We start from the raw sequence: 21,087 nt of genomic DNA, 5'->3' as shown, positions 1-21,087 counted from the left end.
ACTTTGGCAACGATGCCTACGAACGCCCCCGCCCTACCACCCGTCACAGTCACACATGTTTTTGCGGCCGATGCGGTCCGGGTGACATCGGGGGCCAATCAGGGCGACGGGCTGAACCTGGCCGGGCTATGCGAACGTGGCGACATTTATCAGCTTGACCGCGCAGCGCAAAGCATGACGCTGATGCTGCATTCCGCGCCCCCGACTGACACTGTACGCGAGCAGACTGTTGCGCCCGGTTCACAAATTGGCCAGGCCGGTGACCCTGTCACGCTGGTTGGCCGTCATGTGATGATGGCCGCTGATGGCGATATCGTGGATATTCTAATGATTCAGCATGGAAAAACCCACGATCTTTATGCGCTGCCCATGACCCCTATGGCGCCACGCACCGAGTATACGTTGATCGAAGTGCATGAGGATCCGGGGACAGTGCGTCTGTCAGACCTGATCTGCATTGCCTTTACCACCGGCACGATGATCACGCTGGCAGGTGGAATGCAGCGCCCGATTGAAATGCTGATCCCTGGCGATATGGTGCTGACCCGCGATTCCGGGCCGCAACCCGTTCGACTGGTGGCCAAGGCGACGCTGCGCGCGCTGGGGTCATTCGCGCCGGTGGTGATTTCAGCGGGCACGCTGGGCAATGAGGGTGATCTGGTGGTCAGCCCGCATCACCGGATATTTCTTTATCGGCGCGGTGCGCAGCGAATTGGCCAGACCGCAGAGATTCTGGTGCAGGCCAAATATCTGGTGGATGGTAGTCATGTCTGGCGGCGCGAGGGCGGTTATATCAATTATTACGCGCTGGTCTTTGACCGCCACGAGATTGTCTATGCCGAAGGTATTCCCTGCGAAAGCCTTTTGGTCAGCGATACCACGCTGAGCCTTTTGCCCGATGAGTTGGCAGCAGAGGTGCGCGCCCACCTGCCGGGCCTGACCCACCAACCGCATCTTGGCACCGAGGCGGGGCCAGAGCTGATCGATAGCGCCACCCGTGACAAGCTGTTTCGCAAAACCGACTGACCGAAGACGGGACCGGAGTAGAGGGGGGCTGACCGCCCCCCGGCCTGCGGCCTCCCCCCGGTGAGTATTTACGCCAAAAAAAAGCCGCCGATAGGGGTGATTGTTAACGGCGGCGGGCATTGTGGGTGATTGCGCCAGACCGGCGCAGCAGATAAACCCCGCGCCATGAACCAGACCTCATCCCTCCCGCCCGAAATTGCCCGCCGCCGGACCTTTGCGATCATTTCGCATCCCGACGCTGGAAAAACCACGCTGACCGAAAAGTTTCTGCTGTTTGGTGGAGCGATCCAGATGGCGGGCCAGGTGCGCGCCAAGGGCGAGGCGCGGCGCACCCGGTCCGACTTCATGAAGATGGAGCAGGACCGCGGGATTTCGGTTTCTGCCTCAGCGATGAGCTTTGATTTTCGCCGTTACCGGTTCAATCTGGTCGACACGCCCGGGCACTCGGATTTTTCGGAAGATACCTACCGCACGCTGACGGCCGTGGATGCCGCGATCATGGTGATTGACGGCGCAAAAGGTGTCGAAAGCCAGACCCGCAAGCTCTTTGAGGTGTGCCGTCTGCGTGATCTGCCGATCTTGACCTTTTGCAACAAGATGGACCGCGAAAGCCGCGATACATTTGAGATTATTGACGAAATACAGGAAAATCTGGCGATCGACGTGGCACCTGCCAGCTGGCCGATCGGCATGGGGCGTGATTTTCTAGGGTGTTACGACATCTTGCATGATCGGTTGGAACTGATGGACCGCGCCGACCGTAACCGCGTCGCCGAAAGCATCAAGATCAACGGTCTGGATGACCCGGAACTGGAAAAGCACATCCCCGCAGGTCAGCTTGCAAAGCTGCGCGAAGAGTTGGAGATGGCGCGCGAACTGCTGCCGGCCTTTGACCGACAGTCCTTTTTGGAAGGGCACCTGACGCCCATCTGGTTTGGCTCGGCGATCAATTCGTTCGGGGTGAAGGAACTGATGGATGGGATGGGCGAACACGGCCCCGAGCCGCAGCCGCAGCATGCTGACCGCACGATCCGCCCCGAAGAACCCACCGTTACGGGATTCGTGTTCAAGGTACAGGCCAACATGGACCCCAAGCATCGCGACCGGGTGGCCTTTGTGCGTCTTGCCTCGGGGCATTTTGAACGCGGCATGAAGCTGACCCATGTGCGCAGCAAAAAGCAGATGGCGGTGACCAATCCTGTGCTGTTTCTGGCCGCCGACCGGGAACTGGCCGAAGAGGCCTGGGCCGGCGACATCATCGGCATTCCGAACCACGGGCAGTTGCGGATTGGCGACGCGCTGACCGAGGGCGAACTGCTGCGTTTCACCGGTATCCCCTCCTTCGCGCCCGAGCTTTTGCAGACGGTGCGCGCGTTGGATCCGCTGAAGGCCAAGCATCTGGACAAGGCGCTGCTGCAATTTGCCGAGGAAGGTGCCGCCAAGGTGTTCAAACCGATGATCGGGTCGGGGTTCATCGTCGGCGTTGTCGGCTCGCTTCAGTTTGAGGTTCTCGCCTCGCGGATCGAGTTGGAATACGGGCTGCCGGTGCGGTTCGAGTCAAGCCAGTTCACCTCGGCGCGTTGGGTTTCCGGACCCAAACAAGAAGTGGAGCGGTTGGTGAACATCAACAAGCAGCATATCGCCACTGACAGTGATGGGGACGCGGTGTTTCTGACGCGTCTGCAATGGGATATCGACCGAATCCAACGCGATTTTCCCGAGTTGAAGCTGACCGCCACGAAGGAAATGATGGTTTGATTGTAAAGAGAATCTTCACCCTGTTGTTTTAGCGTTGGAAACCGTTGGCGTAAGCGGCCTGTGCAGCTATGATCTGCACGTTTGAAAATTCATAGCGACAAGGCTTTTGACATGACCACACCCTCCGCGCTCGGCCGCCGCAGCTTTCTTTTGCTGGCGACAGCCATGACAACCGCCCTTGCTGCCTGCGGGTCGAACTGGGCAACCGAGTATGAGCCGGTGCCGGAACAGGCGCGCGACTGGCGGCTTGCCGCGGTTAACGTGACGGTCCCGCAAACGCTTAGCGTGTCAGAGGACATCAAAAGTTATGTCCCAAGGGCGGATATCGTCTGGCAGGAAGAGCCCCTTGGGGATCGGCGCGCGCAAGTCGGCTGGATCGTCAAGGAAGGGATCACCGCCGGGGCAACGGGCCTGCGCGGCAGCCGTCCGGTCCGGTTTCAAGTCACGGTTTCAAAGTTCCACGCGCTGAACAAAAAGGCGCGCAGATCTGCCCCCGCAGGAACCGGTGTTCATGACATCCGTTATACCGTGCAGGTGGTCGATGCCCGCACAGGGCAAGAACTGCTTGCGCCGCAGTATATCCAGGCGGATTTTCCCGGCAAAACCGGTGCCGCCGCAGTTGAGGCTGAAAAGCGCGGCTTGACGCAGCGCGTCGCCATTGTTGCGCATCTGACCCGCACCACCGCAGGCTGGCTTGGGCTTGGTGCCGACAACCGCACCGACTTTACCCGCGCCGGGGGCTGAAGCGGGCGGCAAAAACCGTTTTCAACACACATGCGCCACGCTTTGGTCACCATGGTGGAGCATTTATGTTTTACCTGATTACCGGAGATTATTTATGAAAAAAATCATGATCCTTACACTGGGGATTCTCGCGCTCAGTGGCTGCGAAGTGCAGCGGGATGCCCTGCCGATTGGTGGCAGCCGCGCCGATGGAACGGTTGAAATGGGCTATACAGAAAGCTCGCTTGAAGTGTCCAAGGTTGACTGGGAGCAGGCTTTGCGGTCTGCGACCAAACGCTGCAATGCCTGGGGTTACAGAAGGGCCGACCCATTTGAAGGTAGCCGGCGCACATGCCTGACTGGCGGATACGGTGGCTGCGATGTTTACAACGTCACGAAAACCTATCAGTGCACGAACTAGCCCGGTAATCTGGGCAACAGAGCGGGGGCTGTGGATAAAGTGGGAATACGAAGTATTGCCACCCCCCAACCTGTCACGCATGCGCACCATCTTTATCATGGCAACTCCGATTCTGCCCTGACCGGAGTCGAATTCAAGGCATTGCTGCGGGCAATCCCTCTTGCCGCTAGACGGTGCCGGATGCGGACAGATCCGAAAACCGCCCCAATCGTGGTTTTGCAATAGGTTGGCCTGGGCTACAGCGGCCAGGATTTATCAAAATTCTCTCCGGGCTCTGGTCGGATCTTGCAGTCTCATATTAACCTGCCCGCAGGATGGCCAGCCCCGTCAAGCTGTCGATTTGTTGGAAATTGTGGGTGACTTCAGCACGCCAAGACCCCGCCTCAATCAGCCAGTTACAGGCCGAGAAGCGCAAAAGTTAGAAGCGCAAAACGGGAAGATCGAAAAAACGCGATCAGGCGTATATTCTTGTTGATACACGCATGCGACGCGGTAACAGTTTTTCATGAAACAGACGAAAACTCACTGGTGCCGATCTGGCCAACTGACAGACAACTGAAAACGCCAAAAGCCGCAAAGCGCGCTCAGAATTTCGACCCAAGGCTAGGGCCAAAGCTGCCATTTGACTGCCCGATCGGAAATATCAGCACATATAAGGCCAAGCTTGAAAATGGATTTCTGGGATACCTTGGCAAGCCATGGCGATCAACTCGCCCTGATAAAGCACGACTTTTCAATTTCCTACACCGAACTTGCGGTCAAGGTAGACGCATTTTGTCTGGAAATAGAGGCCGGATTGCCGCCGGATGTCACCCGCCCCCTGATCCTGCTGGAAGCTGTCAATGAGCCGGGGGCCATCATCGCCTATCTTGGGGCGCTACGGGCGCACTGGCCGGTGATTCTGGTCGCAGAGGGTTCCGCAGGCCGCGAAAGTCAGATCGTTCAGACCTATCGGCCCAATATCATTTTTCGACGCGCCGCAGACTGGAAGCCGGTGTTTGCGTTTACGGACCCCATTGAGATGCACCCCGATCTTGCAGTGCTGCTTTCGACCTCGGGCACCACGGGGGCCTCCAAACTGGTACGCCTGTCGCGGCAAAATCTGGCAACCAATGCTGCGGCGATTGCGGATTACCTTCATATCTCCTGTGATGACAGGGCGATAACCCTTTTGCCGTTTCATTATTCCTACGGCATGTCGGTCTTGCATACCCATCTGCTGCGTGGGGCCGGGCTGGTCCTGACCGAGGGTTCGCTTATTGATGCGGATCTACGCGCTTTGGCCACGCGCATGCAGGTCAACTCCCTTGCGCTGGTGCCGACCCAGTTCGAACTTTTAAGCGACCTCGCCTGGCTGCCTCGGCTGCGGTACATCACACAGGCGGGGGGACGGCTGGATCCGGTTCTGGCGCGGCAATTTTCTGACAAGGCCGCGCGCGAGGGCTGGCAGCTTTTCATCATGTATGGCCAAACTGAGGCCGGCCCGCGCATGTCCTATGTACCACCCGAAGACGCCCAAGCGTGGTTCCACACAATCGGGCGCCCGTTGGAAGGTGGCGGATTTCGGTTGTTGGACAGCACGGGCCAAGAGGTGCAGGCGACCAACACAACCGGAGAGCTTGTCTATGAAGGCCCCAATGTCATGCTGGGTTATGCGGTAACCCGCGCCGATCTGGGCGCACCTGCGGGGCCTTGCGTCCTTCATACCGGCGATCTGGCAGAGCGACTTGAAAACGGATACTTCCGCATTACCGGACGTGCCAGCAGGTTTATCAAGATCTTTGGCCTGCGCATCAGTCTGGACGAGGTGGAAACCCAACTACGAGCCGAAGGTAACCGCGTTTATGTCACCGGCTCGGATGCGCAGCTCGCGGTTTTTGTGCAAGACGCTACAAATCTTGGGCAGTTACAAGATCATATCTCAGCGCTTTATCATTTGCCGCAAAATGTAATCCTGGTTTCTTCGATCAAAGCGGCCCCGTTGCTCCCTTCGGGCAAGGTGGATTACCGCACCCTCGCCCGTCAGGCGGACGCCTTGCAGCCCGGCGCCCAAGAAACCGGTTTGGACACGCGGACAGCATTGCAGCGGGCACTACGGATGCCGGTTCTTGATCTTGATCGTAGTTTTGTGGATCTTGGCGGCGATAGCCTGGCCTATCTGGACCTCCAGTTACATCTTTTGACCAAGCTGGGTGTGGCCCCCCCCGATTGGGAGACCCTACCGCTGCGCACGCTTTTGGCGCAGGAAAAACCTGTGCGGCCGGCATCTGCAGGCGGCAGGTTTTCCGTTCAACGGGTGCGCGCCGATCTTCTTGCGCGTGTCATCGCCATTCTTTCGGTGGTTGCCTTGCACAGCACCCCTTGGTCGACGGGGGGAGGCTCTTATCTCTTGCTGATGATGGTCGGGTATTCGTTAGCCCGGTTTCAAAGCCACACGCTATTTGAAGGCAATGTTCTGCGCACCTGGCGCAGCATGCTGGTGCCGATCCTTGCCTGTTATTATCTGCTGATCAGCCTGATTTCTTTGCTATGGCATCCGGTCAGCGTACCCTGGTTTGTTCTGCTGGGAAATTTCGAGCAAGTGATTTCCCTAAAGGGTCTTGTTCCCTATTGGTTTGTCAGCACCTATACGCAAATCGTTCTGCTTTTTACCCTTCCCTTCCTACTGCCGTCCTGCCGGCACCAGGTTGTGCGATATCCGTTTGCAATTGGCCTGTTTATCCTCGCGTGTGTGGTGCTGGCCATACGCTTTTCCCCGGTGGCAGACATTGCGCCACCAATCCGGCATCGACATCCGCTCGCCGCGATTGAGCTTTTGCTTTTAGGATGGTGTATTTTCTTTACCCGCGACCGAGCGCAAAAAGCACTCATGACGCTTGTTACCCTGCTGGTCTGGTGGATCAGTTGGCGCGATGCCCCGCACAGTGTCAATTACATGATAGTTTGCGGCGCCCTGGCAATTATCTGGCGGCTTTCGATCGACATACCCACCCCATTGGCGCGTGGCCTGATGCATATCGGTTCGGTGACATTATTTCTCTACATCGTCCATGTGCCGGTCATTTCGCTGGTGACATCCCTTGGACTGCGGTCAGATGCCTTGCGCTTTTGCGTTGTTACAGCGCTAAGCGTTCTGGCCGCGGGGGCGTTCAAGGCGCTCTATGACTGGACAGATGGCAGGCTTTCCAGCCAATGGCCCGCCAGATCTTAGATTGAAAACAAGAAGTTCAATCGCGCCATCCATGCATTTTCTGCATTGCGGCATTGCCCGAAGAAGTGTCGCATTAAGTGTCAAAGGCGCCTATATCTCTGGTAACGAAGGTTGTTGGCGATAAACCCGATCAGCCTGAACCCTAAAACAAAGCGCGACCACCGCGCATTTCGGAGAGTATGGAAATGAAACAGAACACCTCGAATTCGATCTTTCATGCAATTGCTGCCTGGGTGAAATCCGCCCTTACCCTTTCAAAAGAAGAGCAGGCCAACCTGAAATTGCACCGCGACATGTGGCTGGGTCGGCGCAGCCCCAAGCTTGAGAAAACGGTTCGTCATTACAGCTTTTAAGCCGTGAACCCTGCATCTACGCGGTTCAACATTACCCGAAATAAGGTTGATACGACCCAATTCAAAAGGCCCTTGGCAAGACGATGCTGAGGGCCTTTTTATTTCTGAAATCAAGAATGCCTAGCGCAAGATGTGCGGCTTTTTAGCGGCACCCCCCGTCAAAGCTGTGCCGCTACATCGTCGGGCATATCAAAGTTATGGGTGACGTTTTGCACATCGTCATCATCTTCGAGCATGTCGATCAGCTTCATCAGCTTGGTCGCGGTTTCCAGGTCAACCTCGGTCCGGTTTTGCGGTTTCCAGATCAGCTTGGCCTCGGTGCTTTCGCCCAACGCCGCCTCCAGCGCCAGCGACACTTCGTTAAGCGCGGTATCGGCGCAATAGATCCAATGCCCCTCTTCATCGGACTCGACATCATCAGCCCCGGCGTCCAGCGCCGCCATCATCACCGTATCCGTATCGCCTGCCTCAGGCGGATAGGTGATTTCGCCCACCCGGTCGAACATGAACGAAACCGACCCCGTGGTGCCCAGATTGCCACCGCATTTGGTGAAATAGCTACGCACGTTTGACGCGGTGCGGTTAAGGTTATCGGTCATCGCCTCAACAATAATGGCGATACCGTTCGCGCCATATCCTTCGTAACGGATTTCCGTATAATCATCGGCATCGCCCCCCAGCGATTTCTTGATCGCCCGGTCTATCACATCCTTAGGGCAGGAAACCGCTTTGGCCGCCTTGACCGCCAGCCGCAGCCGCGGGTTTTTTTCGGGGTCCGGGTCGCCCATCTTTGCGGCAACGGTTATCTCTTTTGCCAGCTTGGAAAACAGCTTGGAGCGTAGCTTGTCCTGCCGCCCCTTCCGGTGCTGGATATTCGCCCATTTTGAATGGCCTGCCATGACGCTCTCCGTCCGATGTCGATATTATGGCGTCTCTATATGCCAGCGAGGCGGGGGGCCGCAAGCAGCCTAAGGCTTACCGTCGGCCAAAATCCGGATCAACCGACTTGGGCGTGCGGTAATGCCAGACCCTGCCCCCCGGTTTGGTCAGCGTTATGCTGGCGTAGGGTTCAAACAGTTTCGGTAGCGCCGTAAAATAACTTTCGTGCGTAACCACGACATCATACCGCAGCGGATGGGCGCAGCCCCTCAGCATGCCCGACGGCAGGGCGCGGTAATCAGCGCTGCAGGTAACGCCATCGCTAAACATCACCGAAAGCATGTTGCCCGACAGATGCACCGTATCTGGGTTGGCGTCGGCAACCGGGCCGGTACAGGCGGCCAGCCCGGCCAGCGCGACGAAAAAGCAAAGGCGTTTCATGTGCGTCATTCCTTAGACCGGCCAAATCAGCGGGATCATTGTACAGGCAGTCAGGGCCAGAATCACATTCAGCGGTATCCCAACCCGCATATAGTCCGTGAAACGGTATCCGCCCGGCCCATAAACCAGCATATTCGTCTGATACCCGATCGGTGTGGCAAATGCCGCCGAGGCCGCAAACATCACCGCCACCACAAACGGGCGCGCATCCATCCCCAACGCCGCCGCAAGCTCAATCGCGATCGGCGTCAAGATCACCGCCACCGCGTTGTTGGAAACCACCTCGGTCAGCGTCGAGGCCAGGGCATAGACACAAAGCAATGTCACAAATACCGGCAACCCGGTCATATGCGGGGCGATCAGATCAACAATCATCTTGACCGCGCCCGAATGGTCCAACGCCGCCCCCACCACCAACATCGCAAAGATCAGCGCCAAGAGCCGGCCTTCCAGAAACGAAAACGCCTCTTCGGCGTCAATGCAGCGGGTCAAAAGGACAATGGCCACCGCAACCGCCGCCAGCGCCAGGATCGGCGCCACATCAAAAGCGGCCAGCGCCACCACGCCAACCAGCGCCCCCACGGCAATGGGCGCGTGCGTTCTGCGGTAAGGCTGCGCGCGCGGCTTTGCGACATCGACCAAATCCATATCGGCCGCCAGACGGGCAATATCTTCGGCGGCACCTTCCAGCAGCAGCGTATCACCGACAACCACCACCAGATCATCCATCTTGCGCCCGATATTCTGGTTGCGGCGATGCGCCGCCAGCACATAAACCCCATAGCGACGGCGCAGCCGCAATTCGCCCAAGGACCGCCCGATCATCCGGCACCCCGGCGAAATCAGCACCTCGACGGTTTCCGTCTGCACCGAACTCAGCTTGTCCACCATCCGCAAATGCGGGTTGTGCTGCATGCCCAACAGCTCTGCCATGTCGGTGCGCAAAACCACCCTGTCACCAGCCTGCAAAATGGCCGCCCCCAGATCACGGCGCAAACTGGCATCTCCGCGCAGCACGTCGATGACACGCACACCTTCGGGTTTGAACAGATCCACCTCAAGCACGTTCTGCCCGATCAACGCCGAGTCTTCGGGTAGCGCCACCTCGGTAAAGAATTTCAGCCGCCGCTTGTTGCCCAGCAACATCCCCATCGAGGCCCGGTCCGGAAGCAGGTGCCGCCCGATCAGCGCCATGTAGAGCCCGCCCACCAACACCTGCACAACACCCATGCCCGAAATCTCGAACATGGTAAAAGGCGCAAGCCCCCGGTCCCGCGCCACCCCGTCAACCAAAAGGTTGGTAGAAGTGCCAATCAGTGTGACAGTGCCCCCTAGGATCGCCGCATAAGACAGCGGAATCAATAACTTGGAGGCCGTTATTCCCAGTTTTCGCGCGACCGTCATCATCACCGGAATCATCATCACCACCACCGGCGTATTGTTCAAAAATGCAGAAGCCGCGGCAATAAGCGCGAAAATGGCGATCAGGGTGACGATAGGGCGGTTGTCAATATGGGCCTCGGCCTGACGGGTCACCCAGTCCAGCGCACCGGTACGCACCAGCCCCCCCATGATCAGGAACATCATGATGATGGTCCAGGGGGCGCTGTTCGACAACACCTTGACCGCATCATCATATGGCACAATGCCCAGCGCCAGAACAAAAGCCGCGCCCCCGATCGCGACAACTTCGGTCGGGTACTTCTCGCGCATGAACAGGATCAGCATGACCAGAACCACGGTCAGGGTCAAAATGGCCTCGGTGGTCTGCGATAGCGCTAGATCAAGCATTATATGTGGGCCTGTTGTCGTTCACCGCGATCATAGCGTCGCCCCAGCGCCGCACAAGCACCGCCATCGGCATAGGCAACGTTCAAACCGCCGCCGAAAGCGGCGTCACCTGCGCCAACCGCCCACCAACCCGCACCGGGGTGCAACGTTTGGCATGGCCGGTTCGATCATCGGTTTCAACGTAAAACCCTGACAAAGTCGCCTCGCCCTCGGCAGGGGTAAATCGCTCGCGGCCCATGCCGGTAATGAACCGGCGCATCGGTTCGGCTTTGTCCATTCCGATAACGGAATTATAGTCGCCAGACATGCCCGCATCACTAAGATAGGCGGTACCGCCCCCCAGGATCATCGCATCCGCTGTGGGCACATGGGTATGGGTGCCCACAACCATGCTTGCCCGGCCATCACACCAATGACCCATCGCCATCTTCTCCGAGGTGGCCTCGCAATGCATATCGACGAGGATGGCCTGGGCCAGCCCACCCAAGGGATGTGCCCGCAACACGGCATCAACCGCCGAAAACGGATCATCAAAAGGCCGCTTCATGAAAACCTGCCCAAGCGCCTGCGTAACCAGAATTTTTCGCCCGCGCGCGTCAGAAAAAAGCCGCGCGCCCTTGCCCGGCGCCTCTTTGGCGTAGTTCAGGGGTCGCAGTATCCGCGGCTCGGACTCGATGAAGCGTAGCATGTCTTTTTGATCAAAGGCATGATCACCCAGGGTCACGCAATCGGCGCCCGCATCTAAAATCCCGCGCGCGTGATCCGGCGTAAGCCCCGCACCCGCGCTGGCATTTTCACCATTCACCACAATGAAGTCCAGCCCCCAGTCACCCCGCAGGCCTGGTAAACGCTCGGTTATGGCCTTGCGTCCTGCGCGGCCCATGACATCGCCCAAAAAGAGTATTTTCATACTGCAAGGGTTAGGCATTCAGGTTACGAAGGGCAAGTCTTCTATTGCGGCTTTTGTTTGGTAAAAATACTCAAACCGACCAGGGGCGCTGCCCCCGGACCCCCGGAGTATTTGCACCAAACAAAAGCTTTGGCAGCCAGGGCCTAATTGTGGGGCAGGATGATCGAGGTTTCAGTCACGATCAGGTCCAAAGGCTGGTCTGTGGGTTCGATCGGCACCGCGGGCAATTCCTGGGCGGAATAGGCAAAGCCGATGGCAGTGACCGGGCCGTTTATACGCAGGTGTTCAAGGGTACGGTCATAAAACCCCCCGCCATAGCCCAGACGGAAGCCACGCCGGTCAAATGCCAAAAGCGGCACGATCAAGACGCTTGGGGACAGCCAATCGCCCGTCTCGGGAATCAGCGCACCAAAGGCGCCAGGCTGCATGGGGGTCGTGGGCGACCAGGCCCTGAACGCAAGTGGCAGACCGTTATCAAGGATCACCGGCACTGCAACCGGGCCCCTATGCGCAGCCATGGCGGGCCGTGGGTCAAGTTCACTGCGCATTGGCATGTATCCTGCAAGAACTGCGTTGCGGTAGGGGGCAAGCACCGATGACAAGAGTTCAACCGCGCGGCCCGAACCCGCCGAACTTGCAGCGCGCCGTGCAGCGAGTGCCGAGCGGCGGACGAAGGATTTCTTGTCTTGCGGGCTCATAAAAGCACTGCGGCCGCAAGGCCCAGAAAGGTGAAAAAGCCCACCATATCTGTCATCGTCGTAACAAATGTTCCCGACGCCAAGGCCGGATCCGCGCCCATTTTCTCAAGACCAAGGGGCACCAGAATCCCCGCAAGCGCCGCAACAAAGAGGTTGACCACCATCGCCGCACCAATGACCAACCCCAGTTCTGGCCGCCCGAACCAGGTCCAGGCCACCAGTCCCATCACCAGACCGAATACCGTGCCATTGATCAACCCGACCAGCGCCTCGCGCCGCACAACGCGCCAGACGTTGGAATCGGTCAGGCTTTTGGTCGCAAGGGCCCGGACCGCAACGGCCAGCGTCTGGGTTCCTGCATTCCCCCCCATCGAGGCAACAATCGGCATTAGAACGGCCAGTGCCACCAACCGCTCGATCGTGCCCTCGAAAAGCGAGATCACCCCGGAAACCAGAATTGCCGTCATCACGTTGATACCCAACCATGGCAGCCGCTGGCGCATGGTTTCAGGTACCGTATCCGATAGCGAGGATTCGTCACCCACCCCTGCGAGGCGCAAGAAATCTTCCTCGTGTTCCTCATCCAGCACCGCCATCGCGTCATCAATGGTGATCACGCCGATCAATCGGTCGTGTTCATCGACAACCGGCGCCGAGATCAGGTGATACTGGTTAAAGGCATAGGCCACGTCGGCCTCTTCCTGGTAAACCGAGATGCTGCGAAAGCTGTCTTCGACAATGTCGCGCAGGGGCGTCGCGCGCTTTGCCGATAGCAGTTTGCCCAGCGTCACATAGCCTTGCGGGTGATGCGCCGGATCAACCAGGATCACATGATAAAACTGATCGGGCAGCCAGTCTGTGGCGCGCAGATAATCAATTGTCTGACCGACGGTCCAGTGTTCCGGCGCGGTTACCACCTCACGCTGCATCAGACGGCCAGCGGAATATTCCGGGTAGGTCAGCGATTGTTGCACCGCGGCCCGGTCGGCCTCTTCCAAGGCGCCCAGAATTGCCTCTTGCTGGGGCTCTTCAAGGTCTTCGATCAGGTCGACAACATCGTCTGATTCAAGCTCGCGTACGGCTTCGGCCAGCACGTCTTTCGGCATTGCTTCGATGACTTCTTCGCGGATCGCGTCATCGACCTCGGACAGGATATCGCCGTCAATTTCGCGGCCCCAAAGCGCCAGGAGGGCACGCCGGTCGGGCCCGCCGATCTGTTCCAGAATATCAGCGACGTCAGCGGCGTGCAGCGATTCCAACAGGCCGGTCAGGCGCGCAGTATCGCGCGCATGAACCGCCTCCAGGATCTGATCAACCAGGTCGGTATCCAGGCTGTAGTCCTGTTCTTCGCGATCCTGTTCCTCTGCGCGCAATTCGGCCATGTATCCCCCTCTGTTCGGCCGCACCATAACCGAGGGCTCATCTCATAAACAGAGGTTTGGGCGATTTACCTTATCTTCCCGTATGCCTAGCATGGGCCACAGGCAAGAAGCGGGGCGAACTATATGGCAGAGCTGTTGATCGGGCAGGTGATCGCGTTTGATGGCGACCCATTCACCGAGGGGCCGGCGGCCGCGCGCACATGGGTGCGCGGCGGTGTGCTGATCGAGGGCGCGCGCATCACGGCGGTGGGCGAGGCCGCAGCGTTGCAGGCGGCCCACCCCGGCGCGCATGTCCATGATTATGGCGCGGCGCTGATTTCCGCGGGTTTCATTGATGCCCATGTGCATTACCCACAGACTGCCATGATCGCGAGCTGGGGCAAGCGGCTGATAGACTGGCTGAACACCTACACCTTTCCCGAAGAGATGCGCTTTGACGACCCGGCCTATGCCGCCATGATCGCCGGGCGGTATCTGGATCTGGCCCTTGCCCATGGCACAACAACGATGTGCAGCTATTGCACAATTCACCCCGAAAGCGTGGATGCGTTCTTTTCAGCGGCGCGCGGGCGCGGGATGCGGGCGCTGGCAGGCAAGACATGCATGGACCGCAACGCCCCCGATGGGCTGCGCGATACCGCGCAAAGCGCCTATGATGACAGCCGCGCACTACTGGGCCGTTGGCATGGGGTGGACCGGTTGTCCTACGTCATCACGCCACGCTTCGCCCCCACCTCTACCCCCGCACAACTGTCTGCCCTTGGGGCGCTTTGGGCCGAGCACCCCGGTTGCCTGATGCAGACCCATCTGAGCGAACAATCTGATGAGATTGAGTGGGTCAAAGACCTGTTTCCAGAGGCGCGCGATTATCTGGACGTTTATGAGGCACATGGATTGCTGGGGGAAAAGGGGGTTTACGGCCACTCGATCCACCTGACGGCGCGCGAACGCGACCGTCTGGCCGAAACCGGCGCGGCGCTGGCGCATTGCCCGACCTCGAACACGTTTATCGGGTCGGGGCTTTTTGACCTGCAAGGCCTGATTGCTGCGGGGCAAAGGGTGGGGCTGGCCACGGATACCGGGGGCGGATCATCCTTTTCCATGCTGCGCACCATGGCCGCAGCCTATGAGGTGGCGCAGTTGCGCCATGTGGCGTTGCACCCCGCACAGCTGTGGTGGCTGGCGACCGTTGGGTCGGCCCGTGCGCTGCGCATTGACGCGTCGGTCGGCAATATCGCACCGGGGATGGAGGCGGATCTGGTGGTGCTGGATCTGGCCTCGACACCTGCCATCGCCCAGCGTTCCGTCCGGGCGGATGATCTGTGGGAGGCGGTGTTTCCGACCATCATAATGGGCGATGACCGGGCCGTGACCGCTGTGTGGGTTGGCGGAAAGCTGGTTTCGGCCTGAACGGATCAGGGGGCACTAAAAAGAACCTATAGGCGCAAGGTGCCCGTGCCCCCCGGAAACACAAATCAGAACCGCATCACGCTAAGGAAATGGCATCGGCCGCACAGCCCCTGCCCTTTTTCATATCGGATAATGGCGCTTATTTCTTTTTCACGAATTCAGTCAGAATCACGATCCGTTGCCCCTCGACCCGGCCTTCAATATGGGCGGCGTTGTCCGCAACAAGGCTGATGCCGCGCACGGCAGTGCCGCGTTTGGCAGTGAACCCCGCGCCCTTGACCGGCAGATCCTTGATCAACACGACTGTATCGCCAGCCGACAGCAGCGCGCCGTTGCTGTCACGGTGTTCAACCCCCGGCAGGGCTGCGCCCGCGTCTGCCCAGGATTGGGTCGCTGCATCCAGCGTCATGTTCGCGCGGGCCTCGTTGGCCCAAGGCGCGTCAATACCGCCCAGTTTGCGCCACACAGCAACCTGAACAGCGGGGACGCCGGACCATGCCGCACCCTCAAGGCAGCGCCAATGCGACGGCGGGGTCGCATCATCAGTGCAGGTGGCGCAAAGCAAAACCGCCTCGTCACCGGGGGGCACCTCAACCGGGGTCAGGCCGGCGCTGTCGCCGCAAAATTCGCACACGCCGCCGGAACGGGCGATCAGATCATCAAGAAGGGACATATTGGCTCCGCTCACAAAGGGTTGGCCTTGCGTAGCGCCGCGGGCGCATGGAGGCAAGCCCGGCGGGGCAAAACCCCGGGCGGAACCAATCAGCAGCAAGCCGCGTTATTGACTCATAGCCCGATGCGGAGGACACGCCATGAAGGGAATTCTAGCCTGGGTAATCGGCATTCCGATCCCGATCATCATCATCTTGTATTTGGCCGACGTTTTCTGACGCCGATGGTGAAGGGGCCAGAGAATGGGGGTGGCGGGCGCAGGTGCAACCGCTGCGCCACCCCACCCGCCTCTTAGCGTTCCCATTCCCACGGCACCGCAAATTCGCCCAGTTTGGCTGCCAATGCCGCCTGATCAATGGTGCCGGTGGTGGCAATATGCGCAACCAACCCGCGCTTCTTATCCTCGATCACGCTAACCACATGGGCGGCCAGACCGGCCTCGGCCAGGGTGGCGTTCAGCACCCGGGAAATGGCGCGTTTGCGCAGACCCGGCTTGAATATCTTGCCGACGGCGGTTTTTGGCAATTCATCCAGCACCTCGATATGTTTGGGAAAGGCCGCACGTTCGTGGATGTGTTTTTGCGCATACTCCATCAGTTCATCCACGGTCACACTCGCGCCCGCGACCAGTTCGACATAGGCGCAGGGCAGTTCCCCGGCAAACGAATCCGGTTGGCCGATTGCGCCCGCAAAGGCGACGGCGGGGTGCATCAGCATCGCCTCTTCGATCTCGGCGGGGTCGATATTGTGGCCGCCACGGATGATCAGATCCTTGGCGCGGCCAGTGATCCACAGATAGCCGTCGGGGTCCATCCGGCCCAGATCGCCGGTACGCAAAAACCGGCCTTCGGCAAACAGATCGTGATTCTTGTCGGCCTCGGTGTAGGTCGAGCCTTCAAAGACGCCGGGGTTCGCGATGCAAATTTCACCGATTTCATCGACCGCACATTCGCGGAAACCGTCTTCGTCGGGCAACAGAATACGCACGTTCGTGTAGGGCAGCGGAATTCCGACAGAGCCCACCTTTTTAAGCCCATCCGCCGGGTTGCACGATACAAGGCAGGTCGCTTCGGTCAGGCCATAGCCTTCGGATATCTGCACACCGGTGGCTTTTTCAAACCGGTTGTATAGCTCGATCGGCAGGGGTGCGGACCCTGAAAGCGCGGTTTTCAGGGACGATACATCGGCATCAACCGGGCGCTGCATCAGCGCGGAAATGGCGGTGGGAACGGTGATCAGAAAGCTGACCTGCCAGCGTTCGATCAGCTTCCAGAAATTGTCGAACACCCCCTCACCCCGATAGCCCTGCGGCGTGGGAAACACCACATGCGCCCCCGAGGCGATAGCCGACATGAAGACCGGATAGGCGGCAAAAACGTGAAACAGCGGCAAGGGGCACATCAGCACGTCGGTTTCATCAAACAAAAGCGTCGCCCCCAGCCAGCCGTTGTAGATCATGCCCGAATATTTGTGCTGCGCGACCTTTGGCATGCCGGTGGTGCCACCGGTGTGGAAATAGGCCGCGACCCGGTCGCCCGTCGCATCGGCAAAGGTCAAACGGTCGGCCGGCATTCTGGCCGCCTCGGCGTTGAGGGATTTGACAGTCGCCTTGTGCTCAACCGGGTTTTTGGGACGGATAAGTAGCACGATCCAGCTTTTGGGCGGGGTCATATAGCCGTTCAGATCAACCTCAAGCACGGTTTTGACGTTGGGTGCGTGCTTCACCGCCTCGGCAGCTTTTTGCGGCACATCGGTCTTTGGGAAAGCCTTGAGCGTGACCAGCACCTTGGCGTTGGTTTCGCGCAGGATCGCTGAAATCTGTTCCGGTTCCAGCAGCGGGTTGATCGGGTTCACGATGCCCGCCACGGCGCCGCCCAGAAGGGCAATTGCGGTTTCAAGGCAGTTTGGAAGCAGATAGGCGATGGTGTCATGCTCGCCCACGCCAAGGCTGCGAAACAGGTTCGCCGCCTGTGTCACACGGCCATGAAGCTGCGCCCAGGTCAGGGTCTGTGCCTTGTCGTTGGGGCCGGAGAACAGCTGAAACGTGATTGCAGGGCGCGACGGGTAGCGCACCTTTACGTCAGACAGAAACTGAAACATGGTTTCGGGCCGCTGGCGTTCAGCCCAGGGCATTTCGTTTTCAACCGCATCACGGTCCGCGACGGATGCGAATCTTGGCATGTTCAGTCCTCCCCTACGGTCCGTTCCGGGCCTTTGACGCAGCATGGGCGATGCGCAAGGGCCGGGCAAGGGAAAGCCGCGCGCCGAAACGCCACGTCACGAAAGACCAGAACACCGCAAAAGAAAAGGCACCCTGCTTGGGCCAGTCCCTCACGGCAAATGTTGAAATAATTGCTTCTGTTGGCCGCACAGTGGCCAGCATTCCTTTTCAGACAAGACAGTTGACGCATTATCAGAGGGAGAGATCAGGTGAGTTTTGTCTCGAATGAGTTTTGTCTCGAAAATATCTTCGACAGAAAATCCGCCCTTGGGGCGGAGGTTTCCCGAAGCCTTCGAGGTCCTCGACCTGAACTTCTGCCGCAACCCTGCCTACGAAAACTACGATATGCATCCGGACCCATTCAAGCGGCCGGGAGAGAAGCCACCGGCACCGCCGGCCGCTCTTCGAGGCGAGGTCAGCAGCAAGAAGCACGAAGAGTTCTTCAGGTGCCCGACCTGCAACAAAACCTCGCGGATCAAGAACAACCGCGCGATTGCCGAAAAATACCAACGCCTCAAGCATTTGCAAGAGCATGATCCAGCCGTGCCTTCCTGCAAGACGCCGGGATGCTTCGCGCAGGGGATGGCGCCCGAGGCGCATCCCGAGTTCTACCGGCGGTTTGGCAAGACAGTGAACGCCGATCCCCGCTTCCAGTGCCGCCTGTGCTCGAAGACTGGACCTGCACCGGTTTCGTTCCGGTCAGGTGCTCATGTTAAGCGGCCTTTCGTTCGAATGCCGCGGGGCTTTTCCAGCCCAAGGCTGAGTGTCTGCGGCGCGGGTTGTAGAAGCCATTGATGTATTCGAAAAAGGCGACTTCGACCTCTCTTCGTCCCTGCCAGTTTCTGCGCCAGATCATTTCGGCCTGTTAGGGATTTGAAGAAACTTTCGACGCCTGCGTTATCGTAACAGTTTCCTTTTCCGCTCATGGACGCTTTGAGGCCATGTTTTCTCAAGACTTTCTGATAGTCATGGGAACAGTATTGGCTGCCTCTATCCGTGTGATGAATGCAGCCCTTACGAAAAGCAACTCCATCAAGGATGATCTCGTCCCAAGAGCTGAATGCAAGGCGGGACTGTTTTTCACTTGGGCGATAAATAAGCATCAGATAACCCTCCGCACAAATGAGCCATGCGAGACAACTTCATGATGCAAAAGGACGAGGGCCTGCCTGCGAATAAGCCTCGCCAATGCACGAAATCCGCGACCGCCCATCTCCATCATTGCCGAGAGGTCAGCGATGGTCGCGGCACCAACCAAACCGTTTGTTACGGCCACCGCCGCTTCATCAGCTTCGAGATCGGGGTGCCGAACGTCGTGCAGCAGTTTCGCGTTGTGAAGATCAATTGCGTTGATATCGCGCTGGGTTACGACGATCACGCGGTCTGCAAAGTTTGGTACAGCCTGCGCACCAATCATCTTGATTTCACGCCGCAATCGCTCGCTACGCAAACGTGAAGCTTCTTTCACGATAACGGCCGTCCGCTCGCCTGACTTGCAGGTGATCACAAAGTCAAAGAAATGACTGTGGGACTTGCCTGTTTGATCAAACCATTTGAAACAGACCTGCTCACGCAAGTCAGCAAGATCTGGCTTCACTGACAAGATCAGTGCGACCTTGTATTCCAGTTCACTGTCGATCTGGATTAGGCGGCCTGGATTGGTCCCGATAACAAGCTGGCCACTCGCCCGCCAGGCGGACGACTTCAGGATAGTTCTGGCAGCGGATGATTCAGACGGAAGTCTGATTGCGTTTGCAAAGAGATCAGTTTCGCCATTTTCTTTGCGGCAAACTGGGTGTGTATCTGGCTGCTGAAGCGCCGCGGTTTCCTGATCAGGCTGGCTACACATCGCAACCGTTTTTTTGTTGCTGAGTGACGCGGTGGTATGGAAGTCTTTCATAACATGCTCTTTTTTTCTTGTTTCCTGCCGAGCTCAGGAGGTTTCCCAAGCTCGACTGATCAGAAAATTGTGCTGTTCGTGCGGATCAGTAATTTTCTCCGGATGGGGTACACCCTGCGAAACCAGAATGGACGTCCACCAAGCGTGCGCCGTGCCAGCGGACTGCTGCATCGAAGTCCGGACGCGTGGCGTCTGGCACTTCGAAAGCGCCGCACAGGCACTCAATGACCGCCCTGACGTTTCTTGCCTGACACCGGACACAGCACACATCGCCACTGCGCAAGTTGGACAATGCAGACAGGGCTTTTTGATCCCCAATTGCGGAGAGAAGATCAGACAGGGTCTCTCCGTTTTCCATTAGGTGATCTTGCAAACGTGCGTCCACGGCGAATTGCTCATGTTTGGGATTAAGGGTCATTTCTGACACTCCTTTTGGAAGTGGTGGGGGGCAGTAAAGAACGGGGCAGTCTTCAGGCGGCCGCCTGCTCGCCGATGAACATGTCAAAAGCCTGTCTCAATCCGTCCAGAAGCAGGCAAAGTTCTTCGACGATCGGATCTGAAGGATTGACGAGAGTGAGCATATGATCACCGCTCACAACTTCATCATCGAGTTCGAGGAGCCGGATCAGACGTTCGATGCGCCGACGTGTATGCGTGCCAATTTCAAAGCTACGGGCAAGATCACCAAACAGCCGGTCAGCTTCTGCAATCGCGCGCCTGCCGCCAAGAAAATCAGCAGCGTGGCGCAGAGCAGGCCAATGGTGCTCGACAAAATCGTGAATGGGCGTGCGACAGACCGAAGTCGCATCGCGCAGATCGAGGGTGGAAAGTGCGTTCATTTGGAACCTCCATGGTTATTGTTGTTGTCAAGATTTTGGACTGGAGGGTCATGCCGTAACTTCGACGGCTTTCTCGGACTTTCTCGGTTTCCTTCGCTTGTTCATGTCTGTCGAAATGAATGTTGGCCAGATCCGAAAAAGACGAAGAAAAAAGTTTCATCGCTCAACGATTTTTTTGGAGTGCAAAGCCCTGCTCCCGAATATTATTTCATTTTCTCTTTGAGTTGCAGATCTTTGGCCAAGATTTCCTGCACACCCGGAGGAGATTCACGATCATGGTGCAGGCAGAACTCGACCCGGCCAAACGCATTCCTGCGATGCGATCATCGGAAAGCGGCAGTATCGCTCGAGCATCACCGTACGGGCGCTGATCATGGCTACGATCAGAAGGCTTAACGTCTCGAGTATCCGTCTTGATCAAGCCGTTTTTTTCACCCAATTTCGGTCAGCTT

General features: G+C 58.2%; 19 protein-coding genes and 1 pseudogene. 8 read left to right on the top strand and 12 right to left on the bottom strand.

Going from position 1 to position 21,087, the window contains the following annotated elements; genetic code table 11:
* Positions 1 to 12: 12 nt before the first annotated feature.
* The 6 genes from ACM62R_RS02875 (at position 13) to ACM62R_RS02850 (ending at position 7,492) form a co-directional block, all read left to right on the top strand.
* On the top strand, positions 13 to 1,026 hold the full coding sequence (locus ACM62R_RS02875) for a Hint domain-containing protein (RefSeq protein WP_415182564.1): 1,014 nt from the start codon (positions 13 to 15) through the stop codon (positions 1,024 to 1,026).
* A gap of 165 nt (positions 1,027 to 1,191) precedes the next feature.
* Positions 1,192 to 2,784 (top strand): peptide chain release factor 3, encoded by a 1,593-nt coding sequence (locus ACM62R_RS02870; protein ID WP_415182563.1) that lies wholly within the window; start codon positions 1,192 to 1,194, stop codon positions 2,782 to 2,784.
* 111 nt (positions 2,785 to 2,895) lie between these two features.
* Positions 2,896 to 3,528, top strand: coding sequence for a DUF6778 family protein (locus tag ACM62R_RS02865; protein ID WP_415182562.1), 633 nt, complete (start codon positions 2,896 to 2,898; stop codon positions 3,526 to 3,528).
* A gap of 94 nt (positions 3,529 to 3,622) precedes the next feature.
* Positions 3,623 to 3,928: a YecR family lipoprotein gene (yecR, locus tag ACM62R_RS02860; protein ID WP_415182561.1), complete on the top strand. Its 306-nt coding sequence runs from the start codon at positions 3,623 to 3,625 to the stop codon at positions 3,926 to 3,928.
* A 670-nt stretch (positions 3,929 to 4,598) separates the two neighbouring features.
* The gene (locus ACM62R_RS02855; RefSeq protein ID WP_415182560.1) at positions 4,599 to 7,139 is read left to right on the top strand and encodes an AMP-binding protein; all 2,541 of its coding nucleotides are present in this window, start codon (positions 4,599 to 4,601) and stop codon (positions 7,137 to 7,139) included.
* 185 nt (positions 7,140 to 7,324) lie between these two features.
* Positions 7,325 to 7,492: a hypothetical protein gene (locus tag ACM62R_RS02850; protein ID WP_415182559.1), complete on the top strand. Its 168-nt coding sequence runs from the start codon at positions 7,325 to 7,327 to the stop codon at positions 7,490 to 7,492.
* A gap of 158 nt (positions 7,493 to 7,650) precedes the next feature.
* On the opposite strand, the gene ACM62R_RS02845 is transcribed toward ACM62R_RS02850, so the two are convergent.
* From ACM62R_RS02845 to mgtE, 6 genes are all read right to left on the bottom strand, one after another.
* Positions 7,651 to 8,391, bottom strand: coding sequence for a YebC/PmpR family DNA-binding transcriptional regulator (locus ACM62R_RS02845; RefSeq protein ID WP_415182558.1), 741 nt, complete (start codon positions 8,389 to 8,391; stop codon positions 7,651 to 7,653).
* A gap of 76 nt (positions 8,392 to 8,467) precedes the next feature.
* Positions 8,468 to 8,812 carry a hypothetical protein gene (locus ACM62R_RS02840; RefSeq protein WP_415182557.1) on the bottom strand — a complete coding sequence of 115 codons (345 nt, stop codon included), beginning with the start codon at positions 8,810 to 8,812 and terminating at the stop codon, positions 8,468 to 8,470.
* A 12-nt stretch (positions 8,813 to 8,824) separates the two neighbouring features.
* A complete protein-coding gene (locus ACM62R_RS02835; protein WP_415182556.1) occupies positions 8,825 to 10,603 on the bottom strand; it encodes an SLC13 family permease in 1,779 nt (592 codons plus the stop codon).
* 82 nt (positions 10,604 to 10,685) lie between these two features.
* On the bottom strand, positions 10,686 to 11,513 hold the full coding sequence (locus tag ACM62R_RS02830) for a TIGR00282 family metallophosphoesterase (protein ID WP_415182555.1): 828 nt from the start codon (positions 11,511 to 11,513) through the stop codon (positions 10,686 to 10,688).
* Positions 11,514 to 11,656: 143 nt separating this feature from the next.
* Positions 11,657 to 12,211 carry a 5-formyltetrahydrofolate cyclo-ligase gene (locus ACM62R_RS02825; protein WP_415182554.1) on the bottom strand — a complete coding sequence of 185 codons (555 nt, stop codon included), beginning with the start codon at positions 12,209 to 12,211 and terminating at the stop codon, positions 11,657 to 11,659.
* Entirely contained in the window at positions 12,208 to 13,593 is a 1,386-nt protein-coding gene (mgtE, locus tag ACM62R_RS02820; protein ID WP_415182553.1) for a magnesium transporter, read from the bottom strand. The genes ACM62R_RS02825 and mgtE overlap by 4 nt, the downstream gene beginning before the upstream one ends.
* A gap of 123 nt (positions 13,594 to 13,716) precedes the next feature.
* Here mgtE and guaD point away from each other — a divergent pair, with 123 nt between their 5' ends.
* On the top strand, positions 13,717 to 15,003 hold the full coding sequence (guaD, locus tag ACM62R_RS02815; RefSeq protein WP_415182552.1) for a guanine deaminase: 1,287 nt from the start codon (positions 13,717 to 13,719) through the stop codon (positions 15,001 to 15,003).
* Positions 15,004 to 15,142: 139 nt separating this feature from the next.
* Here the strand turns inward: guaD and ACM62R_RS02810 are convergent, their stop codons facing one another.
* Together ACM62R_RS02810 and ACM62R_RS02805 are read right to left on the bottom strand one after the other, a co-directional pair.
* Entirely contained in the window at positions 15,143 to 15,676 is a 534-nt protein-coding gene (locus ACM62R_RS02810) for a PhnA domain-containing protein (RefSeq protein ID WP_415182551.1), read from the bottom strand.
* A gap of 290 nt (positions 15,677 to 15,966) precedes the next feature.
* Positions 15,967 to 17,856: an acyl-CoA synthetase gene (locus ACM62R_RS02805; protein ID WP_415182550.1), complete on the bottom strand. Its 1,890-nt coding sequence runs from the start codon at positions 17,854 to 17,856 to the stop codon at positions 15,967 to 15,969.
* Between the two features lie 265 nt (positions 17,857 to 18,121).
* On the opposite strand from ACM62R_RS02805, the gene ACM62R_RS02800 reads away from it, so the two are divergent.
* Positions 18,122 to 18,691 (top strand): hypothetical protein, encoded by a 570-nt coding sequence (locus tag ACM62R_RS02800; protein ID WP_415182603.1) that lies wholly within the window; start codon positions 18,122 to 18,124, stop codon positions 18,689 to 18,691.
* Here the strand turns inward: ACM62R_RS02800 and ACM62R_RS02795 are convergent.
* The 4 genes and pseudogenes from ACM62R_RS02795 to ACM62R_RS02780 form a co-directional block, all read right to left on the bottom strand.
* A pseudogene (locus ACM62R_RS02795) lies at positions 18,609 to 18,999 on the bottom strand (IS3 family transposase). The gene ACM62R_RS02800 and the pseudogene ACM62R_RS02795 sit on opposite strands and share 83 nt — an antisense overlap.
* Positions 18,999 to 19,796: a hypothetical protein gene (locus ACM62R_RS02790; RefSeq protein ID WP_415182549.1), complete on the bottom strand. Its 798-nt coding sequence runs from the start codon at positions 19,794 to 19,796 to the stop codon at positions 18,999 to 19,001. Before ACM62R_RS02790 ends, ACM62R_RS02795 begins: the two are co-directional and overlap by 1 nt.
* 85 nt (positions 19,797 to 19,881) lie before the next feature.
* Positions 19,882 to 20,214: a hypothetical protein gene (locus ACM62R_RS02785; protein WP_415182548.1), complete on the bottom strand. Its 333-nt coding sequence runs from the start codon at positions 20,212 to 20,214 to the stop codon at positions 19,882 to 19,884.
* A 52-nt stretch (positions 20,215 to 20,266) separates the two neighbouring features.
* A complete protein-coding gene (locus ACM62R_RS02780) occupies positions 20,267 to 20,635 on the bottom strand; it encodes a hypothetical protein (RefSeq protein WP_415182547.1) in 369 nt (122 codons plus the stop codon).
* Between the last annotated feature and the right edge of the window lie 452 nt (positions 20,636 to 21,087).

It is taken from the genome of Phaeovulum sp. (assembly GCF_047638075.1).
Lineage (GTDB): Bacteria > Pseudomonadota > Alphaproteobacteria > Rhodobacterales > Rhodobacteraceae > UBA6197.
Note: the sequence above shows the minus strand (reverse complement) of the source record. Positions and strands in the feature narration are given on the sequence as shown.

Bases quoted from the DNA above. Each gene is read 5' to 3' on its own strand.
- ACM62R_RS02780 (WP_415182547.1), bottom strand. From the start codon at position 20,635: ATGAACGCACTTTCCACCCTCGATCTGCGCGATGCGACTTCGGTCTGT.
- yecR (WP_415182561.1), top strand. From the start codon at position 3,623: ATGAAAAAAATCATGATCCTTACACTGGGGATTCTCGCGCTCAGTGGC.
- ACM62R_RS02865 (WP_415182562.1), top strand. From the start codon at position 2,896: ATGACCACACCCTCCGCGCTCGGCCGCCGCAGCTTTCTTTTGCTGGCG.
- ACM62R_RS02840 (WP_415182557.1), bottom strand. From the start codon at position 8,812: ATGAAACGCCTTTGCTTTTTCGTCGCGCTGGCCGGGCTGGCCGCCTGT.
- ACM62R_RS02855 (WP_415182560.1), top strand. From the start codon at position 4,599: ATGGATTTCTGGGATACCTTGGCAAGCCATGGCGATCAACTCGCCCTG.
- ACM62R_RS02805 (WP_415182550.1), bottom strand. From the start codon at position 17,856: ATGCCAAGATTCGCATCCGTCGCGGACCGTGATGCGGTTGAAAACGAA.
- ACM62R_RS02830 (WP_415182555.1), bottom strand. From the start codon at position 11,513: ATGAAAATACTCTTTTTGGGCGATGTCATGGGCCGCGCAGGACGCAAG.
- ACM62R_RS02800 (WP_415182603.1), top strand. From the start codon at position 18,122: ATGAGTTTTGTCTCGAAAATATCTTCGACAGAAAATCCGCCCTTGGGG.
- ACM62R_RS02785 (WP_415182548.1), bottom strand. From the start codon at position 20,214: ATGACCCTTAATCCCAAACATGAGCAATTCGCCGTGGACGCACGTTTG.
- ACM62R_RS02875 (WP_415182564.1), top strand. From the start codon at position 13: ATGCCTACGAACGCCCCCGCCCTACCACCCGTCACAGTCACACATGTT.
- ACM62R_RS02835 (WP_415182556.1), bottom strand. From the start codon at position 10,603: ATGCTTGATCTAGCGCTATCGCAGACCACCGAGGCCATTTTGACCCTG.
- guaD (WP_415182552.1), top strand. From the start codon at position 13,717: ATGGCAGAGCTGTTGATCGGGCAGGTGATCGCGTTTGATGGCGACCCA.
- ACM62R_RS02870 (WP_415182563.1), top strand. From the start codon at position 1,192: ATGAACCAGACCTCATCCCTCCCGCCCGAAATTGCCCGCCGCCGGACC.
- ACM62R_RS02825 (WP_415182554.1), bottom strand. From the start codon at position 12,211: ATGAGCCCGCAAGACAAGAAATCCTTCGTCCGCCGCTCGGCACTCGCT.
- ACM62R_RS02850 (WP_415182559.1), top strand. From the start codon at position 7,325: ATGAAACAGAACACCTCGAATTCGATCTTTCATGCAATTGCTGCCTGG.
- ACM62R_RS02810 (WP_415182551.1), bottom strand. From the start codon at position 15,676: ATGTCCCTTCTTGATGATCTGATCGCCCGTTCCGGCGGCGTGTGCGAA.
- mgtE (WP_415182553.1), bottom strand. From the start codon at position 13,593: ATGGCCGAATTGCGCGCAGAGGAACAGGATCGCGAAGAACAGGACTAC.
- ACM62R_RS02845 (WP_415182558.1), bottom strand. From the start codon at position 8,391: ATGGCAGGCCATTCAAAATGGGCGAATATCCAGCACCGGAAGGGGCGG.
- ACM62R_RS02790 (WP_415182549.1), bottom strand. From the start codon at position 19,796: ATGAAAGACTTCCATACCACCGCGTCACTCAGCAACAAAAAAACGGTT.